Below are 20,427 nucleotides of genomic sequence, written 5' to 3'. Positions count from 1 at the left end.
TCAGGACCATAGCAGCTGCGTGAAGGGTGCAAAAACTTTTGGTTTTCAGCAAAAAACCGGCTGCTAAGGACTGGGGTATGGGCTAAACCTGCTTGCGAAATGAAGGCTCTGCACGGGTTGGCGCAGGGCAAACGGGCAGGGCAGTTTATGCAAGATCATCTCTCGTTGCGTGGGGTTCGGATACCGAATGATCCGGATGTCATAACGCCTCAGGTTGCACGATCCATTCGCGCGGAACGGTACGAGAAGGACGAAGTGACCGGCCTGCCGAAATTCATCGATCCCGAGGACCGCGTGGTCGAGCTTGGGGCCGGAATCGGGTTCATCTCGTCCTATCTGGCAACCCAGTTGAATGTTCGTCGCGTGATGTGCATCGAGGCCAACCCAACCCTGTGCGACTTTATCGGCCGCGTCCATGCCGCGAACGGAATTGAAGGGGTCGAAGTGCTGAATGCGGTCGCGCTGGCGGACTCGCACGAATTGGGGATGTCGACGTTTTACATTCGTGACCCGTTCTGGTCGTCTTCTCTGGATCCGAAACCCGACTATGTACAAGAGGTCAGCGTGCCAGAACGGCACTTGTCAGAAATTCTTGGCGACTTCGACGCCAATGTTCTGATTGTCGATATCGAAGGCGGCGAGAAGTACCTTTTCGACGGAGCCAATCTGGCGAATGTGGACAAGGTCTATCTAGAGGTGCACACCCGCAAGATCGGACTGCGCGGGATAAAAGCGTGTTTCGACCACCTGTCCGGCCTTGGGTTCGCCTATGATCAGCGCGTCAGCAGTGGCGGGTCTGTCCTGTTTCGGCGCGTCGGCCGCAGGTAAAAGGGGAAGGCTCCAAAAGAAGCCTTCCCTCGATGGCTATTTGATACGCTGACCGTTCGCCAGAATCTGGCCCTCTTCGGTGAATTCAATCTTGGAGTTCAGCGTGTCAGGTTCTTCGCCCGGAACCGCCATAAGACCCATCATCATGCGGGCACCCAATGCGTCGCTGTCCGACATCAGCCCCATGCCGATCAGCGTGTCGATCAACCCGTTCGCGCCGACAAGCTGCAGGTTCGCAGTACCTTTTGGCGTGGGCAGGCCGTCGAAAGCCTCGGTGTTTGCGTTGTCAAAGGCGAAATCGGCATCGCCGGTCAGCTTGGTTCCCACCAGCGAGATCAACAATTCGTTGATCTTCATCGAATGCAGCTCGCCCGGTGCGGTATCGGACAGGGCAAGTGTCTCAACTGCGTTGGGGTCAAAAAAGTTGGTCAGGATTTTCGCCGTACCGGTCGTGTCCAGCGCAATTGTTGCCGGGTCTCGAGGCAGAGCGCCTGCGGGGTCAAAGATGCTCCACAATACGTCAGACATAGTGAAGTCTGTCAGGTTCATCGCAAAGCCAAAGGGTTGAATTTCTTCGGACTCCTGGACCGGGAACTCGAATTTCAAACCCGCATTTTCCATCGCGACTTCGATCGGGAACGGCAGGTCTGCCGTAGTTACAGCCACTTTGGTGCTGTTTTGTTCGATGTCGTACGCCAAGCGCTGCGCGTCCAGGCTGGCGGCCAGGCGCCCGCCTTGGGACTCGCTTCCCAGTGAAAACGCTTGGCCTTCGCTGGTTCCCGCCAAAGCGGATTTGCCTGAGTCGTAGGTGAAGCGGCCGGAAAAGGCGAAGCCGGCATCATAGAAAGCCTGCGGATCAGCGACGTCGAAATCTGATGGAATGACCGTGGTGCCTTCAAACGCGAGTTGTTGAAGCGCACCGTCCACATTGGCCGTCTCGCCGCTTTCGGGATCGTTGAAAACCAGCCCGTATGTCAGGTCGGCGGCTGTAAAGTTCTGGTCAACATCGCGGTTCTCACCGATTTTCATCCGCGAGCTTCCGCTTACGTCGTTCAATGCGATGCTGACGGCCAGCGCGTCCGCGGGCATTTCTTCGCCATTTACGGTAAACCCATCCAACTTGGCCCCAATCGAGCCAGCCGAATAGTCATATGTCATATCTTCGGGCGAGCCCGAGACAACCATCTTGAGGCCGGTATGGGTGTATAGGATTTCGGTCGAGAAGGTCTCGCCACTGCCATCACCCTTCACGGTCATCGGAAAGCTTTCGGGGACGTCTACACTGACGGTGCCGTCTCCGTTTTCGGTCAGGGTCATCTGAGGGACGACCATGTCAAAGGATCCATCCTCTTCTGGCAGAGCCATCGTCATGGTCATATCGGTGACTGTCAGCACATTGCCGTCTGAGGTTTCCTGAGCTTCCACAGTATAGCCCATTTGGGTCAGGTAGGATTTCCAATCATCCCAGACATCCTGCGCGGTGACATCAGCCAGCGCCCCCTGAGAGATTAAGGCATAGGCCAATACAGCACCGCAGCTGCGGTGAAGGAAAACGGACATTATAGAACCCTTCTTGATCAATTTTACAGGCATCGTCGTGTCTGTGACGGCGGGCGTCAAGGGGCAAGGACTGGACCCTTTCCCCCTTCGCGCGGTAGACGTTCACACAATCTCAAAACAACGGAGGTACAGGGTCCACATGCAAGGAAAAACCGTACTGATCACAGGGGCCAGTCGCGGCATTGGGGCCGAGGCGGGGCGCGTTTTTGCCGCAGCCGGGGCGAATGTCGCGCTGGTGGCGCGCAGCCGGGACCAGATTTCTGCACTAGCTTCGGAACTTGGGGACAACGCGATCGCGCTACAATGCGATGTCAGCGTGTTTTCGCAGGTCGAGCAAGCCATTGCCGATTGCGTGGATCGTTTTGGTGGGCTGGACGTGCTGATCGGCAATGCAGGGGTGATTGATCCGATCTTTCACCTTGGAAATGCGGATGCAGATGCGTGGGGCAAGGCCATAGACATAAACCTTAAAGGCGTTTTCCATGGTATGCGTGCGGCTTTGCCGGTCATGCGATCCGCTGGGGGCGGTACGGTGATCACTGTCTCATCCGGTGCAGCTTCGAACGCCATTGAAGCGTGGAGTCACTACTGCGCCTCGAAGGCGGGGGCAAAGATGCTGACGGAATGCTTGCATCTTGAGGAATCAATGCACGGCATCCGCGCTATGGGCCTGTCGCCGGGTACTGTGGCCACTGAAATGCAGCGGGTGATTAAGGCCAGCGGCATCAATGCGGTCAGCCAACTGGATTGGAGCGATCATATCCCCGCCGACTGGCCCGCACGGGCGTTGCTTTGGATGTGTTCACAGGATGCCGATGAGTTTTTGGGCACCGAGATTTCCCTGCGGAGGGAAGACATTCGAAAAAGGGTAGGTCTGACGTGATCGAACTGGCACAGGTGGATGGTCTTTGGACCGTTACACTTAACAATCCCGACAAAGCCAACGCGCTGACCGGGGCCATGCTAACCGAACTCTGCCAGATTGCCGAGGCGGCAACCGATGCCCGCGCTCTGATCCTGACCGGGAAAGGCAAGGTTTTCAGTGCGGGCGCTGGTCTGGACGAAGCGCGGGCCGGTCTTGCAACTTCGGATCTGTGGGAGAGGCTTTCAGGGGCCATAGCTGCTTTGCCCTGTCTGACCGTCGCTGCACTGAACGGAACACTGGCCGGTGGGGCCAATGGCATGGTGCTGGCCTGCGACATCCGAATTGCGGTGCCGAATGCCAAGTTTTTCTATCCGGTAATGAAGCTGGGTTTTCTGCCGCAACCGTCCGATCCAGGTCGCATGGCGGCTCTGATCGGACCATCGCGTACGAAGATGATCTTGATGGCCGGGCAAAAGATCACCGCCAAGAACGCCTATGATTTCGGTCTTGTCGACCGCGTGGTCGAGCCAGACGCATTGATGCCAACAGCTTTGGAACTGGTTGCGGATAGCGTGGCCGCCGACCCGGAAACTGCCGCGGGTATCGCGGCGCTGTGCCCATGAGGCTGTCTGCTGTAAGGTTGCGTGTTGCCGATCCTGACCGGTTGGCGGCGTTCTACGGTGATACGCTGGGCATGTCTGCGCGTTCTCAGGGCGTTAGTCAGCGTGTGGGGTATACTGGTTTGGATGCTGACCTGGTCCTGATGCCCGGCGGCGGCGGGTACAGTCACGACCGCGGGCAACGGTATTGGAAGATCGGTGTCACAGTACCGGATGTCGATCTGGCGGTTAACGCTCTGCGCGCCAAAGGGGTCGAGGTTTCGGACCCCAAGCAGTTTCTGGACATCGGTTACCTGTGCCACCTGCAAGACCCCGAAGGGTTTGTGATCGAAGTGTTGCAGCATGATTTCGAAGGCAACCGGCCAGACAATGCCGCAAGCCCCGACGCGCCCTTTGCTGATGCGCGGATCGGGCAGATCACGTTGCGTACCGGCGATATCGCGGCCGAAGATGCGTTTTGCCGCGCGCAGGGCATGCGCTTACTGTCGATGCAGGATGTGGCACAGTACGGGTTCGATCTGCATTTCTATGCGTTTTCAGAAGATACTCCGCCAAACGCGGATTTATGGTCCGTGGAAAACCGCGAATGGCTTTGGAAACGCCCTTATACGACGTTGGAGTTTCAGCACCTTGCTGGTGTCCAGATTGCCCCTGTTCCTGATTACCGCGGGTTGGAGTTTGAAGGGATCGACACGCCCCTTGCGGATGCATTTGGTGATCGGGTCTGGCCGGCTTGATCAGCGCCCGCGTCGCTTGCCCGGCACTTTCGAGCGGAAGCCGGGTGGGCGTTTGCGGACCCAGCTCAGGAATTTCTCAAGTCGGGGATGCGTGCGCAGAGTTTCGACCGTGTTATAGCTGCGGGCCAGTTCGGCCTCGGACAGAGTGGCGTGGACCTCTTTGTGGCAGATGATATGCAGCAAAACCGTAGGTCCGCCCTTGCCCCCTTTGAGTTTTGGGATCAGATGGTGCAGGCTGCCGCCCCCGTCTGGGATGGGGCGGTCACACAGCGGGCATATGGGGTCGCGATCTGACATGGGGCAGAATGTGCGCCCGCAGATGCGAAAAGCAAGAGGACGGCAATGGCGCAAGCGGTGGTAATCGGGGCCGGTCCCGCCGGTCTGATGGCAGCAGAGCAGCTGGCCGCAGCGGGCCATGATGTGCTGGTGGCCGAGGCCAAGCCCTCGGTCGCGCGCAAGTTCCTGATGGCAGGAAAATCCGGTCTGAACCTGACCAAGGATGAGCCGCTCCAGACGCTGATGCCCAACTATGGCGACGCAGCGGATTGGCTGCGCCCGATTGTGGCGGAACTTGATGCCAAGGCCGTGCAGGACTGGGCGCGGGGGCTGGGACAAGAGCTTTTCACCGGCTCGACCGGGCGAGTGTTTCCCAGCGCTATGAAAGCCTCGCCATTGTTGCGGTCATGGTTGCGACGGTTGGATGAGGCGGGTGTGCAGATCCGAACCCGCTGGCGCTGGCTGGGCTGGGATGGCGACGCGCTGTCGTTTGACACGCCCGAGGGGGTGCAGGCAATTGCATCTGACGTCACCGTTCTGGCGTTGGGTGGGGCAAGCTGGGCGCGGCTGGGGTCCGATGGGCACTGGGCGCAGGTACTGGCAGAGAAAGGCGTGGCGCTGGCCCCGTTTGAACCGGCGAACTCTGCCTTGTCGGTGGCGTGGAGCCCCCATATGCAACCTCATTTTGGCAAGGCGCTAAAAGCGGTGCGCTGGCTGGCCGGAGAGCTAGAAAGCCGTGGGGAAGCCACGATTTCCGCTATCGGGTTGGAGGGCGGGGGCCTTTATTCCCTGACCCCGGCTCTGCGTTCGGGCGCGGACTTACATGTTGATCTGTTGCCTGATCTGGACGCGGCGACCTTGCAGGCGCGGCTTGCCGCAAAAAGCGCGAAAACCACGTTCACGCAATGGATGAAAAAGGCGGTGAAACTGCCGCCGCAGAAAATCGCTCTGTATCACGAGATGTCCAAGCAAGCTGCCGTGTCGCAAGGACATGAGGTGGCGGCGCTCAAACGCCTGCCCATCGTGGGCGCACGCCTGCGCTCGATGGACGAGGCGATCTCAACTGCAGGCGGGGTTCAGCGAGACGCGTTGGATGGCCACCTAATGCTAACGGCCAAACCCGGTGTGTTCTGCGCCGGAGAGATGCTGGATTGGGAGGCCCCGACCGGGGGCTATCTGTTGACCGGCTGTCTGGCCACGGGCCGCTGGGCGGGGCACGGGGCCGTTCGGTGGCTGGATCGTTAGCGCGACCGGGCCAGCATCGCCAGACGGATCATGGCACGTTCAACCAAAGCCATGGCGGGTGCAGTTTGTCCGGCTGACCGCAAGGAAAGGTCCGTATCGGTCAGAACGGTCAGCGCGGTTTGCAGTTTTGGCGCGCCCCAGCCCTGCGCTTGCCGCAATATCCGGTCGCGCCGCTTGCCATAGACCGGCGGACGCAGCTTGCCGATGCCCTGCGCAGCCCCTCCGGGGTCCGAGGCGCAGGCATACAGAGTTCGAAAATGCCGTGTCGCGCCGATGCACAAGCTGACCGCGTTGGTACCCTGCGACTGCAGACGCCGGATCAGAGGGCCGATTTCGCCTGCCCGACCTTCGGCCACCACGTTCAGAACATCGTCCAGCGCTGCCTCGGTTGAGCGTGGCGCGCAGGCCTCGATGTCCTCAATGCTTAGCTCGGCGCTATCGCCACGTTTATACAGCGACAGTTTCTCGATCGTCTGGGCAAAGTCGCCCGGGCTGATACCGGTGGCCAGATCGGCCAGTGCCGACATTGCTTCGTGGGGGATATTCTGCAACCCGGACTGACCTAAGATCCTTTCGATTTCTCCGCGCGAAGGCGGGTCGTCGTAAATGCCCACCGCATAGGCCGAGGTATGGCCCTCGAACGCCTTGCGGATTTTCGAACTGGGCTTCAACTGGCCTGCCGTGACGATGATCTGAGCATCGCCGGGGGCCCAATCCTGAAGCGCGGCAATGATCGCGGGGGCGGCGACATCGGTGGTGTCTTCGACAAAGACAGCGCGCGGGCCGGGGAAAAAGCCCACTGCCTTTACCGCATCCAGCAACAGTGCGGGATCGCCGCGCAGGTCGCCCCCTGGCATTCGGGTTAGGCGCATTTCCTCTTCGGCGTTCGCGCCGAGCAAGGCGGCCAGAACCTGTTGGCGCTTCAATGCCACTCGCATCGCGTCCGCGCCATAGATCAGCAGCCCGGCCTTGTCGGCGTCGGGCCGCGCAAAATACCCCTCAGCCTCGCGCGGGCTGAGCTTCATTGCGCAAGATCCGGTGTCGCGTAAAGCCGACTGACGATCTGATCTGACAGAATCACCATCAGACGTTCATTCGCGTCCCGTTCATCTGCCAGTTCGGATACCGTCGATCCTGCGGCCGAGAAACCTACGAAATCCGCGACCGAGCCAGAGGTGATCACCTGGCCCGTCGCATTGGATCTGAGTGCGAAATCCGCTCGCCCTTCGATCGTGTAACGATCCGTTTCATTCGTTTGCGTAATCGCCGCCCGTCGACGGACGGTCGACACATTGACGTTCAGCGCGTAGTCCGAGCCCGAACTTGCAGTGCGGCCCAGCCTTTGTTCCAGATTTTGAACCAGAAGATAGCTGTTGACCGAGTTAGGGGCAGAAACCTCGACCCTGCCATTCAGAGCCGAACCCGATCCGCCGGGGGCGTAAACAGGCTCGAACCCGCAAGCGGCCAGCGCAAGCGGTAAAATCAAAAGGGTTCTGCGATCAAACAACGACATTCACGATCCGGCCCGGCACAACAATCACCTTCTTTGGCGCATTGCCATCCAGCGCCTTTTGCACAGCTTCGGTGCTGAGCGCGATTTTTTCAACCTCTGCCTTGTCCATATCCTTGGGAACGCTGATTTCCGCACGGCGCTTGCCGTTGATCTGAATGGGCAGGGTGACGGTGTCATCGACCAGCATCGCTTCGCCAGCGATGGGCCACGGCGCGGTGGCGACCAGACCATCGCCGCCCAGCAGCTGCCACAATTCTTCGGACAGATGCGGGGTCATCGGCGACATAAGCTGCGCCAGTGTCATGGCCGCTTGACGTTTGGCATCGGTGCCGGCCTTGGACTTCGCCAACGTGTTGGTGAAGGCATAGAGCTTGGCGATGGATGCGTTGAACCCAAAGGATTCGACCCCGCCCGACACATCATGGATCGCCTTGTGCATCTCACGCAGAAGGGTTTCGTCTTCTCCGTTGGCCGGAACGTCCGACTCGGCGATTTCCGACGCGATGCGATGTACACGGCTGAGATGTTTGAACGCGGCCTCAGCCCCGGATGCGGTCCATTCGACGTCGCGTTCGGGCGGCGAATCGGACAGTACGAACCAGCGCGCGGTATCTGCGCCAAAGGCCGAGATGATGCTGATCGGATCCACTACGTTCTTCTTGGATTTCGACATTTTGGCCGAGGGGATGATCTCGACCTCGGTGCCGTCGGCCAGTTTGCCGTCGGTCACGTCCTCGGGCAGGTGATAGACCGGGCGGCCATTGGCGTCGCGGGTCTGATAGATTTCGTGAGTCACCATGCCCTGCGTGAACAGCGCGTCGAATGGCTCGATGGCTTTCTTCGGCAGGTGGCCGGTGATCTGCATCGCGCGGGCGAAGAATCGCGAATAGAGCAGGTGCAGAATTGCGTGCTCGATCCCGCCGATATACTGATCGACATTCATCCAGTATTCGGCCTCTGCCAGATCGGTCGGGGTTTCCGCGCGGGGCGCGGTGAAGCGGGCGAAATACCAAGACGAATCGACGAACGTGTCCATCGTGTCGGTTTCGCGCTTGGCCGGGGCTCCGCAGGATGGGCATTCACAGTCGCGCCAGGTCGGGTGACGATCCAGCGGGTTGCCGGGTTTGTCGAATGTCACATCATCGGGCAGGCGAACTGGCAGGTTCTCTTTCTTCTCGGGCACCACGCCGCAGGCATCGCAATGCACGACGGGAATCGGGCAGCCCCAGTAGCGCTGACGGCTCAGACCCCAGTCGCGCAGGCGATATTTGGTGACACCTTCGCCCCAGCCCGCCTTTTCGGCGAAATCGACGGTGGCATTGATGGCCTCATCACCCGTCGCCTCGGTCAGGCCGGCGAAGTGATTCACCCAGCGGACTTTCTCGGTTTTCGGCGGAACGAAAGCGATCTTGTCCACCGGGGTTTCATCGTCCAGTGCAAAGAACGTATCGACCACCGGCAGGCCGTATTTTCGGCAGAAGTCCAAATCACGTTGGTCATGAGCCGGGCAGGCAAATATCGCGCCGGTGCCGTAATCCATCAGGATAAAGTTCGCGATCCAGACCGGCAGTTCCCAATTCGGGTCCAGCGGGTGTTTGACGGTGATGCCGGTGTCATAGCCCAGCTTTTCTGCGGTCTCGATGGCCTCTTCCGTGGTGCCGCCCTTGCGGCATTCGGCTACGAATTCGGCGACTTCGGCGTTTTCAGCCTCCAGCTGCTTGGCAATCGGGTGATCGGGCGAGATGCCGACAAAAGACGCGCCCATCAGCGTATCGGGGCGAGTCGTGTAGACGGTGATCGGCTCGGCACCATCGGTGCGTTCAAAACTGAACTGCAGGCCGCGCGATTTGCCGATCCAGTTTTCCTGCATCAACCGCACCTTGGCGGGCCAGTTTTCCAGTGTGTCCAGCGCGCCGAGCAATTCTTCGGAATAGTCGCTGATCTTAAAGAACCACTGCGTCAGTTCGCGCCGCTCGACCAGAGCGCCCGAGCGCCAGCCGCGCCCGTTTTCCACCTGTTCATTGGCCAGAACGGTCATGTCGACCGGGTCCCAGTTCACCACAGCGTTCTTGCGGTAGACCAGCCCGGCCTCAAGCATATCCAGAAACAACGCCTGTTGCTGGCCGTAATATTCCGGGTCACAAGTGGCGAATTCGCGCGACCAGTCGATCGACAGGCCAAGCGGTTTCATTTGCCCTCGCATGTCGGCGATGTTGCCGTAGGTCCAGTCTTTGGGATGGCCGCCGATAGCCATCGCAGCGTTCTCGGCAGGCATCCCGAATGCGTCCCAGCCCATTGGATGCAGCACGTTGTGCCCAGTCGCCAGTTTGTGCCGCGCGATCACGTCGCCCATCGTGTAGTTGCGTACGTGTCCCATATGGATTCGGCCAGACGGGTAGGGGAACATCTCAAGCACGTAGTATTTCGGCTTGTCCGCCTTGTGATTAGCGGCAAAGATTCCGGCCTTGTCCCAGGCCTCTTGCCATTTTGCTTCGATTTCGTTGGCCGAGTAGCGCGACATCGTGCGGTCCTTCGTGAATGAAAACGCCGGGTGAGAGCCCGGCGTGGTATTAGTGTGATTTTCCGCAAGTTGCTAGAACTTGTTGTCCGCGATGCGCAGCTGGCGGGCTCGGGACAGGATGGCGTCTTCTACCGCGCGTGTGGTCGCCGCGCTGACCGGGTTGCCTCCGCTGGTTTGGAGTGCCACGGAGAGCGACCGCGCTGCGAGGGCTGGATCGCTGATGTGGACGGTCGCGCGATATTGGCGCCCGCCACCCGGTGGGGTGCCGTAACCCGTTACAATTACACCGGTAAACGGATCGACTTCCTGCACAGGCAGAAAGTTTAGAACATCCAGAGAAGCCGTCCACAGGTATCGGTTCACATTCGCGACCTGCTCGGCATTGCCGGTATTGAAGACATCCCAGATGGTTGAGCGATTTGGGTCGTTCAGTTCCCGCTCGTCCGAACGTCCACCATCCACGTTTCCAAGATTGGGGTTGGGGGCAGCGCTCCGATTCTGTCCGCAGGTCGACACGAGTGCGGTCGCTATGATCAAGCCGAAAATCGTCTGCAGGCGCATTGTAGAGGTGTCCTGTTTCACTGGGTCTCACTTGCTAGGTGATACTCCTAGACAAGGTCCAGTGCGGCAACAACCCTATTATTGTCACATACGGGTGGGTTTACTGACTGAAGAGGTCACAAAACTGACTGTGACATCCTTGCACCAATCTGTGGCCAATGCGGTCTTCACGTTTATGCCATACTTGCGTGAAGGGGGCAAAAAGAGCGAAACGGTTCCCGTGCTGAGACATGTGCAATGACACTTGTCGAGTTAGAAAACTTTGAAACCGAGGGAAACAAGATGAAAAAAGTTCTCTTCGCATCGACCGCTCTGATCGCAACCGCATCGGTTGCCGCGGCCGAAGTTAGATTCAGCGGTTATGGCCGCTTTGGTATTGGTTACCTGGAGGATCGTGGCTTCACGACCACCACCACCACTGCAAGCGGTGCAACCAACACTTTCTTCAACGAAGCCGACGAGACCATTCTGGTTTCTCGCTTCCGTCTGAACCTGGACGCAAACGTTGAAACCGACGGCGGCGTCGAGTTCTCGGGTCGTGTTCGTCTGCAGGCTGACGAAGATGCAAGCACCGGCGAAGCCAACTCGGCTGGCCTGAACGGTGCGCGTTTCTCGGTCATCTACGGTGGTCTGCGTGTTGACGCGGGCAACGTCGCAGGTGCATTCGACAACCTGGCAAACTACTACGGTAACGAGCCTGGCCTGGAAAACTTCATCGGCCAGTACTCGGGCGTTGACTACAACTTCCTGGCATACTCGTCGACCGGTTCGGGTTCGAACGCTGTGTTCTTCCAGTACGCAGTTGGCGACTTCGCATTTGGCGCTTCGTATGACCAAGCGACCATCTTCCAAGGCCAGGGTGTAACTAGCGACGCTGACCGTTGGGACATCAGCGCGACCTACACCTTCAACAACATCACTGCTGCTCTGGCATACGGTCAAACCGACTCGGACGGTATCCTGGACGACGATCCAAGCCTGCTGGTTCTGACGCTGGGCGCAGAATTCGGTGACTTCTCGGGTACTGTGTTTGTCGCAGACGATAAAACCGAAGTCGACGAAACCGACGGCACCGCATGGGGTGTTTCGGCGGCCTACAATGTTGGTTCGGCTCTGACCCTGACCTTCGCTTACGGCGACGGTAACGCGGACGGTGACCTGCAGCAGTACGGTATCGGTGCTCTGTACGACCTGGGTGGCGGTGCATCGCTGCGCGGTGGTATCGGCAACAGCGACTGTGACATCTGCGACGACTCGCAGCTGCGCGCAGACTTCGGTGCTCAGTTCAACTTCTAAGTTGATCTGAACCGCAAGGTTTAAGGGCAGGTCTTCGGACCTGCCCTTTTCTTTTTGATCGACATGGTGTTTTTCTGCCCCCAAGCCAGAATGAGGAATCCCATGTCACTGCTGGAAATCTCTGCCCGTATTGCCAAAGCCGAAACCGCCGCCGGGCGGGCGGAAGGGTCAGTTCAACTGATCGCCGTCTCCAAGGTGCAGCCTAACGAACGTATCCGCGATGTACTGCAACAGGGTCATAAGTGCTTTGGTGAGAATCGCGTGCAGGAGGCTGCAGGGAAGTGGCCCGAATTCTCTGCAGCCTACCCCGATATTGACCTTCATCTGATTGGCCCCTTGCAAACCAACAAGGCCCGGCAGGCGATGGAGCTATTCAGCACAATTCATTCGGTCGATCGCCCGAAGCTGGCGAAAACTGTTGCCCGTTTGGCGCAAGAGATTGGGTCATGTCCCGATCTGTTTATTCAGGTCAATACAGGTGAAGAAGATCAGAAAGCTGGGATTCTCCCAGCTGACGCCGATGCGTTTATTGCCGAGTGCCGAGACCTTGACCTGCCTGTGAAGGGGCTCATGTGCATTCCTCCGGTGGAAGAAGAACCTGCGCTGCATTTTGCCTTGCTGGCCAAGATCGCCGAGCGCAACGGTTTGGCAGGCTTGTCGATGGGTATGAGCAGCGACTTTGAGCGCGCAATCGCGCTGGGTGCGACCCATGTGCGGGTTGGATCTGCGATATTTGGCGCACGCGTTAAACCTCAGGAATGATCAGCCGCGTGCCAGGTTGAACATGGGCAGCAATCCAATGGAGGTGATCGCGCCGGAAGGCGACACAGCCTTCAGTTGGATAACCTGGCCGCCGCCATTGATGCAGAAAAATGGCCGACCCTTGCCCTGGTATTGCATTCGGCCAGTTCCAATCCGTGAGCAACACCAGATCATATAACGGGTCGGAACGGCGCAGCTTTTCGTGGCTGCAGGCGTAGGGCGCGCTGACCATTTGGTTATATCGCGCGTCGCACACATCATCAGACCACAAGTCGCGGGGCCCGATCGGAATCGCCCAAGCGGTTGGGGGTGAAATCCGGTCTGGCCGATAAAGCATTCCGACGATTTGGTGCTCGCCAGTTGGGGTGGCGCCGTCGCCTTCGCGTTTTGTCCGACTACGCCCGCCTTTTCCGATTGAACATGGAAACATGCGGCCAGCGAACCGAATCCCACGAGGCGTCAGCACCAGATCTTTTGGCGTCACAGCAGATGGCCCGACTTGGCTGCTTTTGTAGCCAGATACCCTCGGTTATGTGCAGTTTCACCAACCTTGAGAGGTACACGTTCGGTCACGGCAATGCCGGTTTTTTCCATCATGGCGATTTTGGCGGGGTTGTTCGTCAACAAGCGCACCGCGTTGAACCCCAGCGACTTCAGGATATCTGAACCCAGCCGGAAATCACGCTCATCATCCTCGAACCCAAGACGGTGATTGGCTTCGACCGTGTCAAAACCCTGATCTTGCAGGAAATAAGCGCGCATCTTGTTGGCTAGGCCGATCCCGCGCCCCTCTTGGTTGAGATAAAGCAGGACACCAGCCCCTTCAGATCCCATCTGCGCCAGCGCGCCGCGCAACTGTGGTCCGCAATCGCATTTCAGGCTGCCCATCAGGTCGCCGGTAAAACAAGCCGAGTGCAAACGCGCAAGAACCGGTTTGCTGCGATCTGGTCGCCCGATTTCAATGGCGTAATGCTCTTCACCCCCATCTTCGGGGCGGAAGACGTGCAGGCGTCCGGCCTCGGAAACCTCCATGGGCAGGCGCGCGGCGACCACCTCGTTCAGCAGGCTACGATCTGCCAGATGCGGGGCAGCGCGGGTATGGTCGATGCAGGTCAACCCGTTCGAGGCCGCAAAACCGCGCCCATCTTCGATCTGCACAACAACAGCAGAAGGCAGAAGCCGCGCGGATTTTGTAAGGGCAATGGCGATACGGTGAAGGTTCGCATTGCCCGTACGTTCGCTCATCAACGGCCCCTTCATCGGAGCGTTCAGGTCGTCCGAGGGGTCGGCCACGGCCTGAACCCAGGAAATATCGACGTCGGCCGGAACCACGACCCGCGCCAAATCACCGTCATAAGCGCGTGCCTTTAACGTCTCGGCCCGGCGAACAGTGATGGCAACCACCGGGTCACCATCCAGGCCACGCAAATCGGCAAGCCGTTGTGCGCTCAGTGTTTCTGCGGCAATGGCGACAACGCTGAACCCGGTGTCATCGGTCAGCACAACCGGAACGCCCATACGCAGGTCGGCCCGCGCCCGCGCCAGCAGTTCAGAGATATCCGGAATGAGACTCATGCATGTTACCCTATAACGGTCAAAAACTCCTCTAGCGCGATCTGAAAGAAATGTGAAACAATTCCTACTCGCCGGACACGAGGGCGTGAGACGATTGCAGCAAACCTTGTTGAACGCGTGTTCTACGCGCAAGTGTCCGAAAAGGCTTAGGAGGACCGGGAATGGCACAGCTTAAGAAAATCCTGTTGGTGGATGATGACGAGGATCTACGCGAAGCGCTGAGTGAGCAACTCGTGATGACCGAAGACTTCGACGTGTTCGAAGCGTCAGACGGTGCCTCGGCAATGGAGCGCGCCCGCGAGGCGATTTACGATCTGGTTATTCTGGATGTTGGCTTGCCGGATACCGATGGCCGCGAGCTGTGCCGCCTGATGCGCAAGCAGGGCGTCAAAAGCCCGATCCTGATGCTGACCGGTCATGACAGCGACGCCGACACTATCCTGGGCCTGGATGCCGGTGCGAATGACTATGTTCCTAAGCCGTTCAAATTCCCGGTTCTTCTGGCCCGCATTCGCGCACAGCTGCGTCAGCACGAACAATCCGAAGATGCCGTTTTTGTTCTGGGGCCGTACACCTTCAAGCCCGCGATGAAGATGCTGATCACCGAAGAAGATCGCAAAATCCGTTTGACCGAGAAAGAGACGAACATCCTCAAGTTTCTCTATCGTTCGGCTGATGGCGTTGTCGCGCGCGATGTGCTGTTGCATGAGGTTTGGGGATACAACGCGGGTGTCACCACCCATACGCTGGAAACCCACATCTATCGCCTGCGTCAAAAGATCGAGCCCGATCCATCGAACGCGCGCCTTTTGGTCACAGAATCGGGCGGATATCGGTTGGTATCTTAACTTTGATGGTATGACGCAGATCAAAGTGATACTCTGAAGATATATTTAGGTTACTCCCAACCCGTGCATGTCCGGGTAATGACATGTACCTCCCTGTTGGACTGCCGGGCCTTTGGCCCGGCTTTTTTTGGCTCGAGCGCTCCCCCATAGTCTTGATCCAACTGCTTGACTTATCAGTGGTTCGCGGTGCCAATTCTGCCCAACGAATTGGGAGGCGTGAGACTTGGCAAACGAAATCTGCACTCTGTTGAATATTGAAAAACCCGTTCTGTCGGCCCCTATGGGTGGGGCCGCTGGACCTGAACTTGTTGCGGCTGTCTGTAATGCAGGCGGGTACGGAGTGATTCCCCTATGGGGTAAGCCTGCCGATCAGGTCTCGGACGGGATAGATGCCGTGCGTGCGCTGACGGATCGCAATTTCGCCGTCAATCTGAACCTTGCCTTCCCGTACGAAGAGCAGCTGCGGGTATGTATCGACAAGCAGGTTCACGCCGTTTCGTTGTTCTGGGGGATGGAACCTTCGGCCATCTCGGACGCCAAGAAAGGTGGGCTGTGCGTCATGGCCAGTGTCGGTAACGCTGCCGAGGCAAAGGCCGCGCAGGATGCCGGAGCGGACATCATCGTTGCCCAAGGGTGGGAAGCAGGTGGCCATGTCTGGGGGCAGGTCGCGACAATGGCGCTGATTCCTGCCGTCGTGGACACGGTTTCGATTCCTGTTGTTGCTGCTGGCGGAATCGCCGACGGGCGCGGTATGGCGGCTGCGTTGATGTTGGGGGCTTCAGCGGTTTGGGTTGGTACTCGGTTTTTGGCCAGTGCCGAGGCAACGATACACGAAGACTATCGCCGCCGAGTGCTGAATGCGTCTGAGGCGCAGACCGAATGGTACACTGACCTGTATGATGTGAAATGGCCGCAAGCACCACATCGCGCGTTAGCCAATTCTACCGCGCAAACGTGGAAAGAAGCAGGCTCGGCCGCTCCGGGGCATCGCCCGAACGAAGGCGAAATCATCGGTCAGCGCCCGGGTGGAGAGGACGTTGTCCGATACCAGAGCTATACGCCGTTGTCAGGGACAGAAGGGGATATCGAAGCGATGTCACTTTGGTCTGGGCAAGGTGTTGCAATGGTCCGTGACATCATGCCTGCCGCCCAAATCGTCGAGGAGATTTTTACCGAAGCGCAAGCGCTTTTTAACTCCGCCCCTGCTCGATTATAGGCTGGGAAAGCGCTGCTTTTTCCGATGGCACCTTGTCTTCTACCGCGTTAACGTCGCGCGTAACCGCGATAAAGGAATCCCCCATGCCTTTCACTCTTGCTACCTGGAATATCAATTCAGTGCGTCTGCGCGAGCCTATCGTGCTGAAATTGCTGCAGGAAGAGGCCCCCGATGTGCTATGCCTGCAAGAGTGTAAGTCCCCCGTCGAGAAAATCCCGACTGAAGGCTTTGCGGAACTGGGCTATACCCACATGGTTGCGCGCGGGCAAAAGGGCTATAACGGCGTCGCGATCCTGTCGCGTATCCCGATGGAGGAGGTGGGCGACAAGGATTTCGCCGGTCTCGGCCACGCCCGCCACATCGCCGCGCGGCTGGAAAACGATGTGACCATCCAGAATTTTTATGTTCCTGCGGGCGGTGATGTGCCCGACCGCGAGGTGAATGAGAAGTTCGGGCAAAAGCTGGATTACCTCGCCGACATGCGCGATTGGTTCCGCGCCGAAAAGCCCGAGAAATCCATTCTGGTTGGCGACCTGAACATCGCCCCGCGCGAAGATGACGTTTGGTCACACAAACAACTGCTCAAGGTCGTCTCGCATACACCGATCGAAGTTGAAGCGCTGGCCGAGACACAGGATGCAGGTGGTTGGGTTGATGTCACCCGTCAGGATATCCCCGAGGGGCAGCTTTATAGCTGGTGGTCCTACCGCGCGCGCGATTGGGATGCGGCGGATAAGGGGCGGCGTTTGGATCACGTCTGGGCGACACCCGATATCTCGAACGCGGGGCATTCCAGCCGGGTCCTGCGCGACGCCCGCGGGTGGGAGAAACCCAGTGATCACGCCCCGGTTTTTGCCACTTTCGACCTATAACAGCACAAATCTGCCCTTGGTTTCCGCGACGCGCGGCTGCATATAAGGCGCAAGTTTGAACCGGAGACGTATCGCCATGGACCTTCTGAACACTGCCACCGGCCCTGCCGCCACTGACCTGATCAAGGACGGGTCCGAGGCCACGTTTATGGCCGACGTCATCGAAGCCTCGCAAGACGTGCCGGTCATTGTCGATTTCTGGGCCCCGTGGTGCGGCCCCTGCAAAACCTTGGGCCCGATGCTGGAAGAGGCCGTCACCGCCGCCAAGGGCGCGGTCAAGATGGTCAAGGTCAATGTCGACGAGGCGCAGATGATCGCAGGCCAGTTGCGCATTCAGTCGATCCCGACCGTCTATGCGTTTCACAAGGGCCAGCCTGTTGATGGTTTTCAGGGCGCGCTGCCGGGATCCGAGATCAAAGCGTTCATCGACCGCGTGATCGAAGCGGCGGGTGGCGAAAGCCCCGGGGGACAGTTGGACGAAGCCGTCGCCGCAGCCGAGGAAATGCTGGTCGAGGGCGCGGCCACGGATGCCGCCCAGACCTTTGCCGCCATTCTGGGTGAAGACCCCAACCACGCCGGTGCCTATGGCGGGCTGGTGCGCGCCCATATTGCGGCGGATGATCTGGAGCAGGCCGAAGCGATCCTGAACGGTGCCCCGGCCGAGATATCCAACGCGCCCGAATTGGAAGCTGCCCATGCGCAGTTGGAACTGGCTAAACAAGCTGCCGATGCGGGCCCCGTGGCCGAGCTGAAGGCGGCGGTTGAGGCCGACCCCGACAACCATCAGGCCCGGTTCGATCTGGCGCAGGCGCTGCACGCGAACGGCGATGTGGAAGAGGCCGTCGCGCAATTGCTGGACCTGTTCCGTCGCGATCGCGAATGGAATGAAGGCGCGGCCAAGGCGCAGCTGTTCACGATCTTTGATGCACTCAAGCCCAGTGATCCGATTGTTCTGAACGGGCGGCGTAAGCTCAGCTCGATGATATTTGCCTAATTTCCGATCAGAGCTACACTCGGGTACATGATGCATCCCGCCGACTTGCCGGAAACGATTTCCGTATTCCCTCTGCCCGGGGCGCTGCTGCTGCCCCGCGCGCGCCTGCCGCTGCATATCTTCGAGCCGCGCTATCTGCAGATGCTGGATGATGCGTTGAAAACACCGGAACGGTTGATCGGGATGGTGCAACCCAACCCGTCTGCCAGCGACGACGCGCGTCTTCACCAGATCGGCTGCGCAGGCCGTGTGACGCAGTTTTCCGAGACCGAAGATGGGCGCTATCTGATCACGCTGTCCGGGGTCTCGCGGTTCCGCATCCGGTCCGAGTTGGACGCTTTCACCCCCTATCGCCGCTGTGCCGTGTCGTGGGAGGGGTTCGACCGCGATCTGGGTAAAACCGAACAGGATGACGGGTTCAATCGTCCGCGTTTCCTGAACCTGTTGGAAAAATTCTTTTCGTCGCAAAACCTATCGACGGATTGGGACACGTTGAAAGATGCGGATGATGAGCTGCTGGTGAATTCGCTGTCGATGTTGCTGGATTTCGACCCCGAAGAAAAACAGGCGCTACTTGAGGCACCCTGTCTGCGCACCCGCCGTGAGACCTTGGTAACATTGATCGAATTTGCGATGCGCGGCGGATCGAACGAGGACCACTTACAATGACTGAACACGCGTTTGACCGCCACATGCTTGAGGCGCTGATCTGCCCGCAGACCCACACGACCCTGCATTATGACGCGGACAAGCAGGAGTTGGTGTCGAAAGCCGCCGGGCTGGCGTTTCCGATCCGCAATGGCATTCCTGTTATGCTGGTCGATGAGGCGCGCGAGCTGGACTAGATCGCGCGGCCTTGCAGCAGTTTGGGCAGGTCTCCGGTCAACCCTGCGGCCTCGCGCACAAAGCCGCGCCGTAGGCCCGGCAGCGATCCGACGATCCCCATCCCGATATCGCGGCCCATCCGCAGCAGCGGATTATCATTGGAAAACAGCTTGTTGAACACATCCGTCGCCATTGCCAGAGAGGCCGTGTCGAACCTCCGCCATTCCTGAAAGCGCTCCAGCACCAGCACCGATCCTATATCCTCGCCGCGCCGTCCGGCGAGGGTCAGAACTTCGGCCAATGCGCCCACATCGCGCAAACCAGCGTTCAGCCCTTGGCCTGCAATCGGGTGCATCCCGTGGGCGGCATCCCCGACCAGAGCCATGCGGTCACCGATAAAGGAATTGGCGATGGTCAGGTTCAGAGGATAGGTGAACCGGTCTCCGGCGATGCGAATGTCGCCCAGAAAATCCCCAAACCGGGGGCGCAGGACTTGCAGATAATCGGCCTGGGGCAGCGCATTGATGCGCTCGGCAGCCTCGGTCCGTTCGCTCCAGACGATCGAGCTGCGATTGCCGGTTAGTGGCAGGATCGCCAGAGGGCCGGGCGGCATGAAGAACTGATGCGCGATACCGTGATGGGGCAGGTCATGTTCAATTGCACAGACCAGCGCGGTTTGGCCGTAGTCCCACCCCGTCCGCTTGATCCCTGCGCGCGCGGCGGTGCCGCTGCGGCGGCCATCGCAGCCCACCAGCAGCCCACCCGAAACGGTCGCGCCATCATCCAGTGTAAGGGTCACGCCGGTCGCGTCAGCCTCTTGCGCGACAACTGTGCGTCCGTTGATCTGCGTGACTCGGGTCTCCTCGGCCATGGCGTCCAGAAAGGCGCGGCGCAGGTGGCGGTCTTCGACCATAAAGCCCATCGGGCCCTCTTCGATCTCGGCATGGTCGAAATGCATGAAGAACGGAGAGGGGCCCGCGCCCGCATGTCCATCCGTGACCTTGATCTCCAGCATGGGTTGGGCGTGATCAGAGACCTTGTCCCACACACCCACAGCATCCAGCAGCCGTTGCGAGGCCAGCGCCAGTGCATAGGCACGTCCGTCAAACGCCGCGTTCTTGCGGACTTTTTGGGCCAAACTGTCGATGACGGTGACGGAATGCCCCGTCTGTGCCAGCGCCAAAGCCAAAGCCGGGCCATTCAGGCCGCCGCCTACGATCAGTATATCGGTCTTGTGTTCCATGCCCCGCAATATGCGCCCCCTTTCGGGATTGTCCATGTGCGGTCCTGTCGCTACCGTCCCGTCAGCAGAA

22 protein-coding genes are annotated in these 20,427 nt (G+C 59.1%); 13 read left to right on the top strand and 9 right to left on the bottom strand.

Annotated elements, in window-relative coordinates; all coding sequences use genetic code 11:
- Window positions 1-147 precede the first annotated feature (147 nt).
- Window positions 148-828, top strand: a complete 681-nt coding sequence (locus ABWV79_RS19430) for an FkbM family methyltransferase (protein ID WP_353394080.1) — start codon at window positions 148-150, stop codon at window positions 826-828.
- A 36-nt stretch (window positions 829-864) separates the two neighbouring features.
- Here the strand turns inward: ABWV79_RS19430 and ABWV79_RS19425 are convergent, their stop codons facing one another.
- Complete coding sequence (locus ABWV79_RS19425) at window positions 865-2,388, bottom strand: DUF2125 domain-containing protein (protein WP_353394078.1); 1,524 nt, start codon at window positions 2,386-2,388, stop codon at window positions 865-867.
- A gap of 139 nt (window positions 2,389-2,527) precedes the next feature.
- Between ABWV79_RS19425 and ABWV79_RS19420 the strand changes: the two genes are divergently transcribed.
- The 3 genes from ABWV79_RS19420 to ABWV79_RS19410 are packed head-to-tail and all read left to right on the top strand — an operon-like array spanning window position 2,528 to window position 4,610.
- Entirely contained in the window at window positions 2,528-3,271 is a 744-nt protein-coding gene (locus ABWV79_RS19420; protein ID WP_353394075.1) for an SDR family oxidoreductase, read from the top strand.
- The gene (locus tag ABWV79_RS19415; protein WP_353394072.1) at window positions 3,268-3,876 is read left to right on the top strand and encodes an enoyl-CoA hydratase/isomerase family protein; all 609 of its coding nucleotides are present in this window, start codon (window positions 3,268-3,270) and stop codon (window positions 3,874-3,876) included. Before ABWV79_RS19420 ends, ABWV79_RS19415 begins: the two co-directional genes overlap by 4 nt.
- Complete coding sequence (locus tag ABWV79_RS19410) at window positions 3,873-4,610, top strand: VOC family protein (protein WP_353394070.1); 738 nt, start codon at window positions 3,873-3,875, stop codon at window positions 4,608-4,610. Before ABWV79_RS19415 ends, ABWV79_RS19410 begins: the two co-directional genes overlap by 4 nt.
- Here the strand turns inward: ABWV79_RS19410 and ABWV79_RS19405 are convergent, their stop codons facing one another.
- Window positions 4,611-4,907 (bottom strand): HNH endonuclease, encoded by a 297-nt coding sequence (locus ABWV79_RS19405; RefSeq protein WP_170355396.1) that lies wholly within the window; start codon window positions 4,905-4,907, stop codon window positions 4,611-4,613.
- A 45-nt stretch (window positions 4,908-4,952) separates the two neighbouring features.
- Between ABWV79_RS19405 and ABWV79_RS19400 the strand changes: the two genes are divergently transcribed.
- Window positions 4,953-6,131, top strand: coding sequence for a TIGR03862 family flavoprotein (locus ABWV79_RS19400; protein ID WP_353394067.1), 1,179 nt, complete (start codon window positions 4,953-4,955; stop codon window positions 6,129-6,131).
- On the opposite strand, the gene holA is transcribed toward ABWV79_RS19400, so the two are convergent.
- From holA to ABWV79_RS19380, 4 genes are all read right to left on the bottom strand, one after another.
- Window positions 6,128-7,156, bottom strand: a complete 1,029-nt coding sequence (holA, locus tag ABWV79_RS19395) for a DNA polymerase III subunit delta (RefSeq protein WP_353394065.1) — start codon at window positions 7,154-7,156, stop codon at window positions 6,128-6,130. The genes ABWV79_RS19400 and holA overlap by 4 nt on opposite strands.
- The gene (gene lptE, locus ABWV79_RS19390) at window positions 7,153-7,644 is read right to left on the bottom strand and encodes an LPS assembly lipoprotein LptE (RefSeq protein WP_353394063.1); all 492 of its coding nucleotides are present in this window, start codon (window positions 7,642-7,644) and stop codon (window positions 7,153-7,155) included. The genes holA and lptE overlap by 4 nt, the downstream gene beginning before the upstream one ends.
- Window positions 7,631-10,165 carry a leucine--tRNA ligase gene (leuS, locus tag ABWV79_RS19385; RefSeq protein ID WP_353394061.1) on the bottom strand — a complete coding sequence of 845 codons (2,535 nt, stop codon included), beginning with the start codon at window positions 10,163-10,165 and terminating at the stop codon, window positions 7,631-7,633. Before leuS ends, lptE begins: the two co-directional genes overlap by 14 nt.
- 72 nt (window positions 10,166-10,237) lie before the next feature.
- Window positions 10,238-10,726 (bottom strand): DUF3576 domain-containing protein, encoded by a 489-nt coding sequence (locus ABWV79_RS19380; RefSeq protein ID WP_170355391.1) that lies wholly within the window; start codon window positions 10,724-10,726, stop codon window positions 10,238-10,240.
- A 282-nt stretch (window positions 10,727-11,008) separates the two neighbouring features.
- On the opposite strand from ABWV79_RS19380, the gene ABWV79_RS19375 reads away from it, so the two are divergent.
- Entirely contained in the window at window positions 11,009-12,022 is a 1,014-nt protein-coding gene (locus tag ABWV79_RS19375) for a porin (RefSeq protein ID WP_353394059.1), read from the top strand.
- A gap of 102 nt (window positions 12,023-12,124) precedes the next feature.
- Window positions 12,125-12,784 (top strand): YggS family pyridoxal phosphate-dependent enzyme, encoded by a 660-nt coding sequence (locus ABWV79_RS19370; RefSeq protein WP_353394057.1) that lies wholly within the window; start codon window positions 12,125-12,127, stop codon window positions 12,782-12,784.
- Here ABWV79_RS19370 and ABWV79_RS19365 read toward each other — a convergent pair.
- Window positions 12,768-13,268, bottom strand: coding sequence for a L,D-transpeptidase family protein (locus ABWV79_RS19365; protein ID WP_353394055.1), 501 nt, complete (start codon window positions 13,266-13,268; stop codon window positions 12,768-12,770). The genes ABWV79_RS19370 and ABWV79_RS19365 overlap by 17 nt on opposite strands.
- Window positions 13,265-14,359, bottom strand: a complete 1,095-nt coding sequence (gene ribA / locus ABWV79_RS19360) for a GTP cyclohydrolase II (protein ID WP_170355387.1) — start codon at window positions 14,357-14,359, stop codon at window positions 13,265-13,267. Before ribA ends, ABWV79_RS19365 begins: the two co-directional genes overlap by 4 nt.
- A 161-nt stretch (window positions 14,360-14,520) precedes the next feature.
- Here ribA and ABWV79_RS19355 point away from each other — a divergent pair, with 161 nt between their 5' ends.
- The 6 genes from ABWV79_RS19355 (at window position 14,521) to ABWV79_RS19330 (ending at window position 19,134) form a co-directional block, all read left to right on the top strand.
- On the top strand, window positions 14,521-15,207 hold the full coding sequence (locus ABWV79_RS19355) for a response regulator transcription factor (RefSeq protein WP_170355386.1): 687 nt from the start codon (window positions 14,521-14,523) through the stop codon (window positions 15,205-15,207).
- Between the two features lie 223 nt (window positions 15,208-15,430).
- Complete coding sequence (locus ABWV79_RS19350; protein ID WP_353394052.1) at window positions 15,431-16,423, top strand: NAD(P)H-dependent flavin oxidoreductase; 993 nt, start codon at window positions 15,431-15,433, stop codon at window positions 16,421-16,423.
- A gap of 83 nt (window positions 16,424-16,506) precedes the next feature.
- The gene (locus ABWV79_RS19345) at window positions 16,507-17,295 is read left to right on the top strand and encodes an exodeoxyribonuclease III (RefSeq protein ID WP_353394050.1); all 789 of its coding nucleotides are present in this window, start codon (window positions 16,507-16,509) and stop codon (window positions 17,293-17,295) included.
- 76 nt (window positions 17,296-17,371) lie between these two features.
- Window positions 17,372-18,289: a thioredoxin gene (trxA, locus tag ABWV79_RS19340; RefSeq protein WP_353394048.1), complete on the top strand. Its 918-nt coding sequence runs from the start codon at window positions 17,372-17,374 to the stop codon at window positions 18,287-18,289.
- A gap of 27 nt (window positions 18,290-18,316) precedes the next feature.
- On the top strand, window positions 18,317-18,958 hold the full coding sequence (locus tag ABWV79_RS19335; protein ID WP_353394046.1) for an LON peptidase substrate-binding domain-containing protein: 642 nt from the start codon (window positions 18,317-18,319) through the stop codon (window positions 18,956-18,958).
- Window positions 18,955-19,134 carry a Trm112 family protein gene (locus ABWV79_RS19330; RefSeq protein WP_170355381.1) on the top strand — a complete coding sequence of 60 codons (180 nt, stop codon included), beginning with the start codon at window positions 18,955-18,957 and terminating at the stop codon, window positions 19,132-19,134. Before ABWV79_RS19335 ends, ABWV79_RS19330 begins: the two co-directional genes overlap by 4 nt.
- Here the strand turns inward: ABWV79_RS19330 and ABWV79_RS19325 are convergent.
- Window positions 19,131-20,393 (bottom strand): FAD-dependent monooxygenase, encoded by a 1,263-nt coding sequence (locus ABWV79_RS19325; protein WP_353394044.1) that lies wholly within the window; start codon window positions 20,391-20,393, stop codon window positions 19,131-19,133. The genes ABWV79_RS19330 and ABWV79_RS19325 overlap by 4 nt on opposite strands.
- Window positions 20,394-20,427 lie beyond the last annotated feature (34 nt).

Origin of the sequence: Ruegeria sp. HU-ET01832 (genome assembly GCF_040371315.1) — a bacterium.
Taxonomy (GTDB): domain Bacteria; phylum Pseudomonadota; class Alphaproteobacteria; order Rhodobacterales; family Rhodobacteraceae; genus Ruegeria; species Ruegeria lacuscaerulensis_A.
This window is presented reverse-complemented; position numbering and strand designations above follow the sequence as displayed.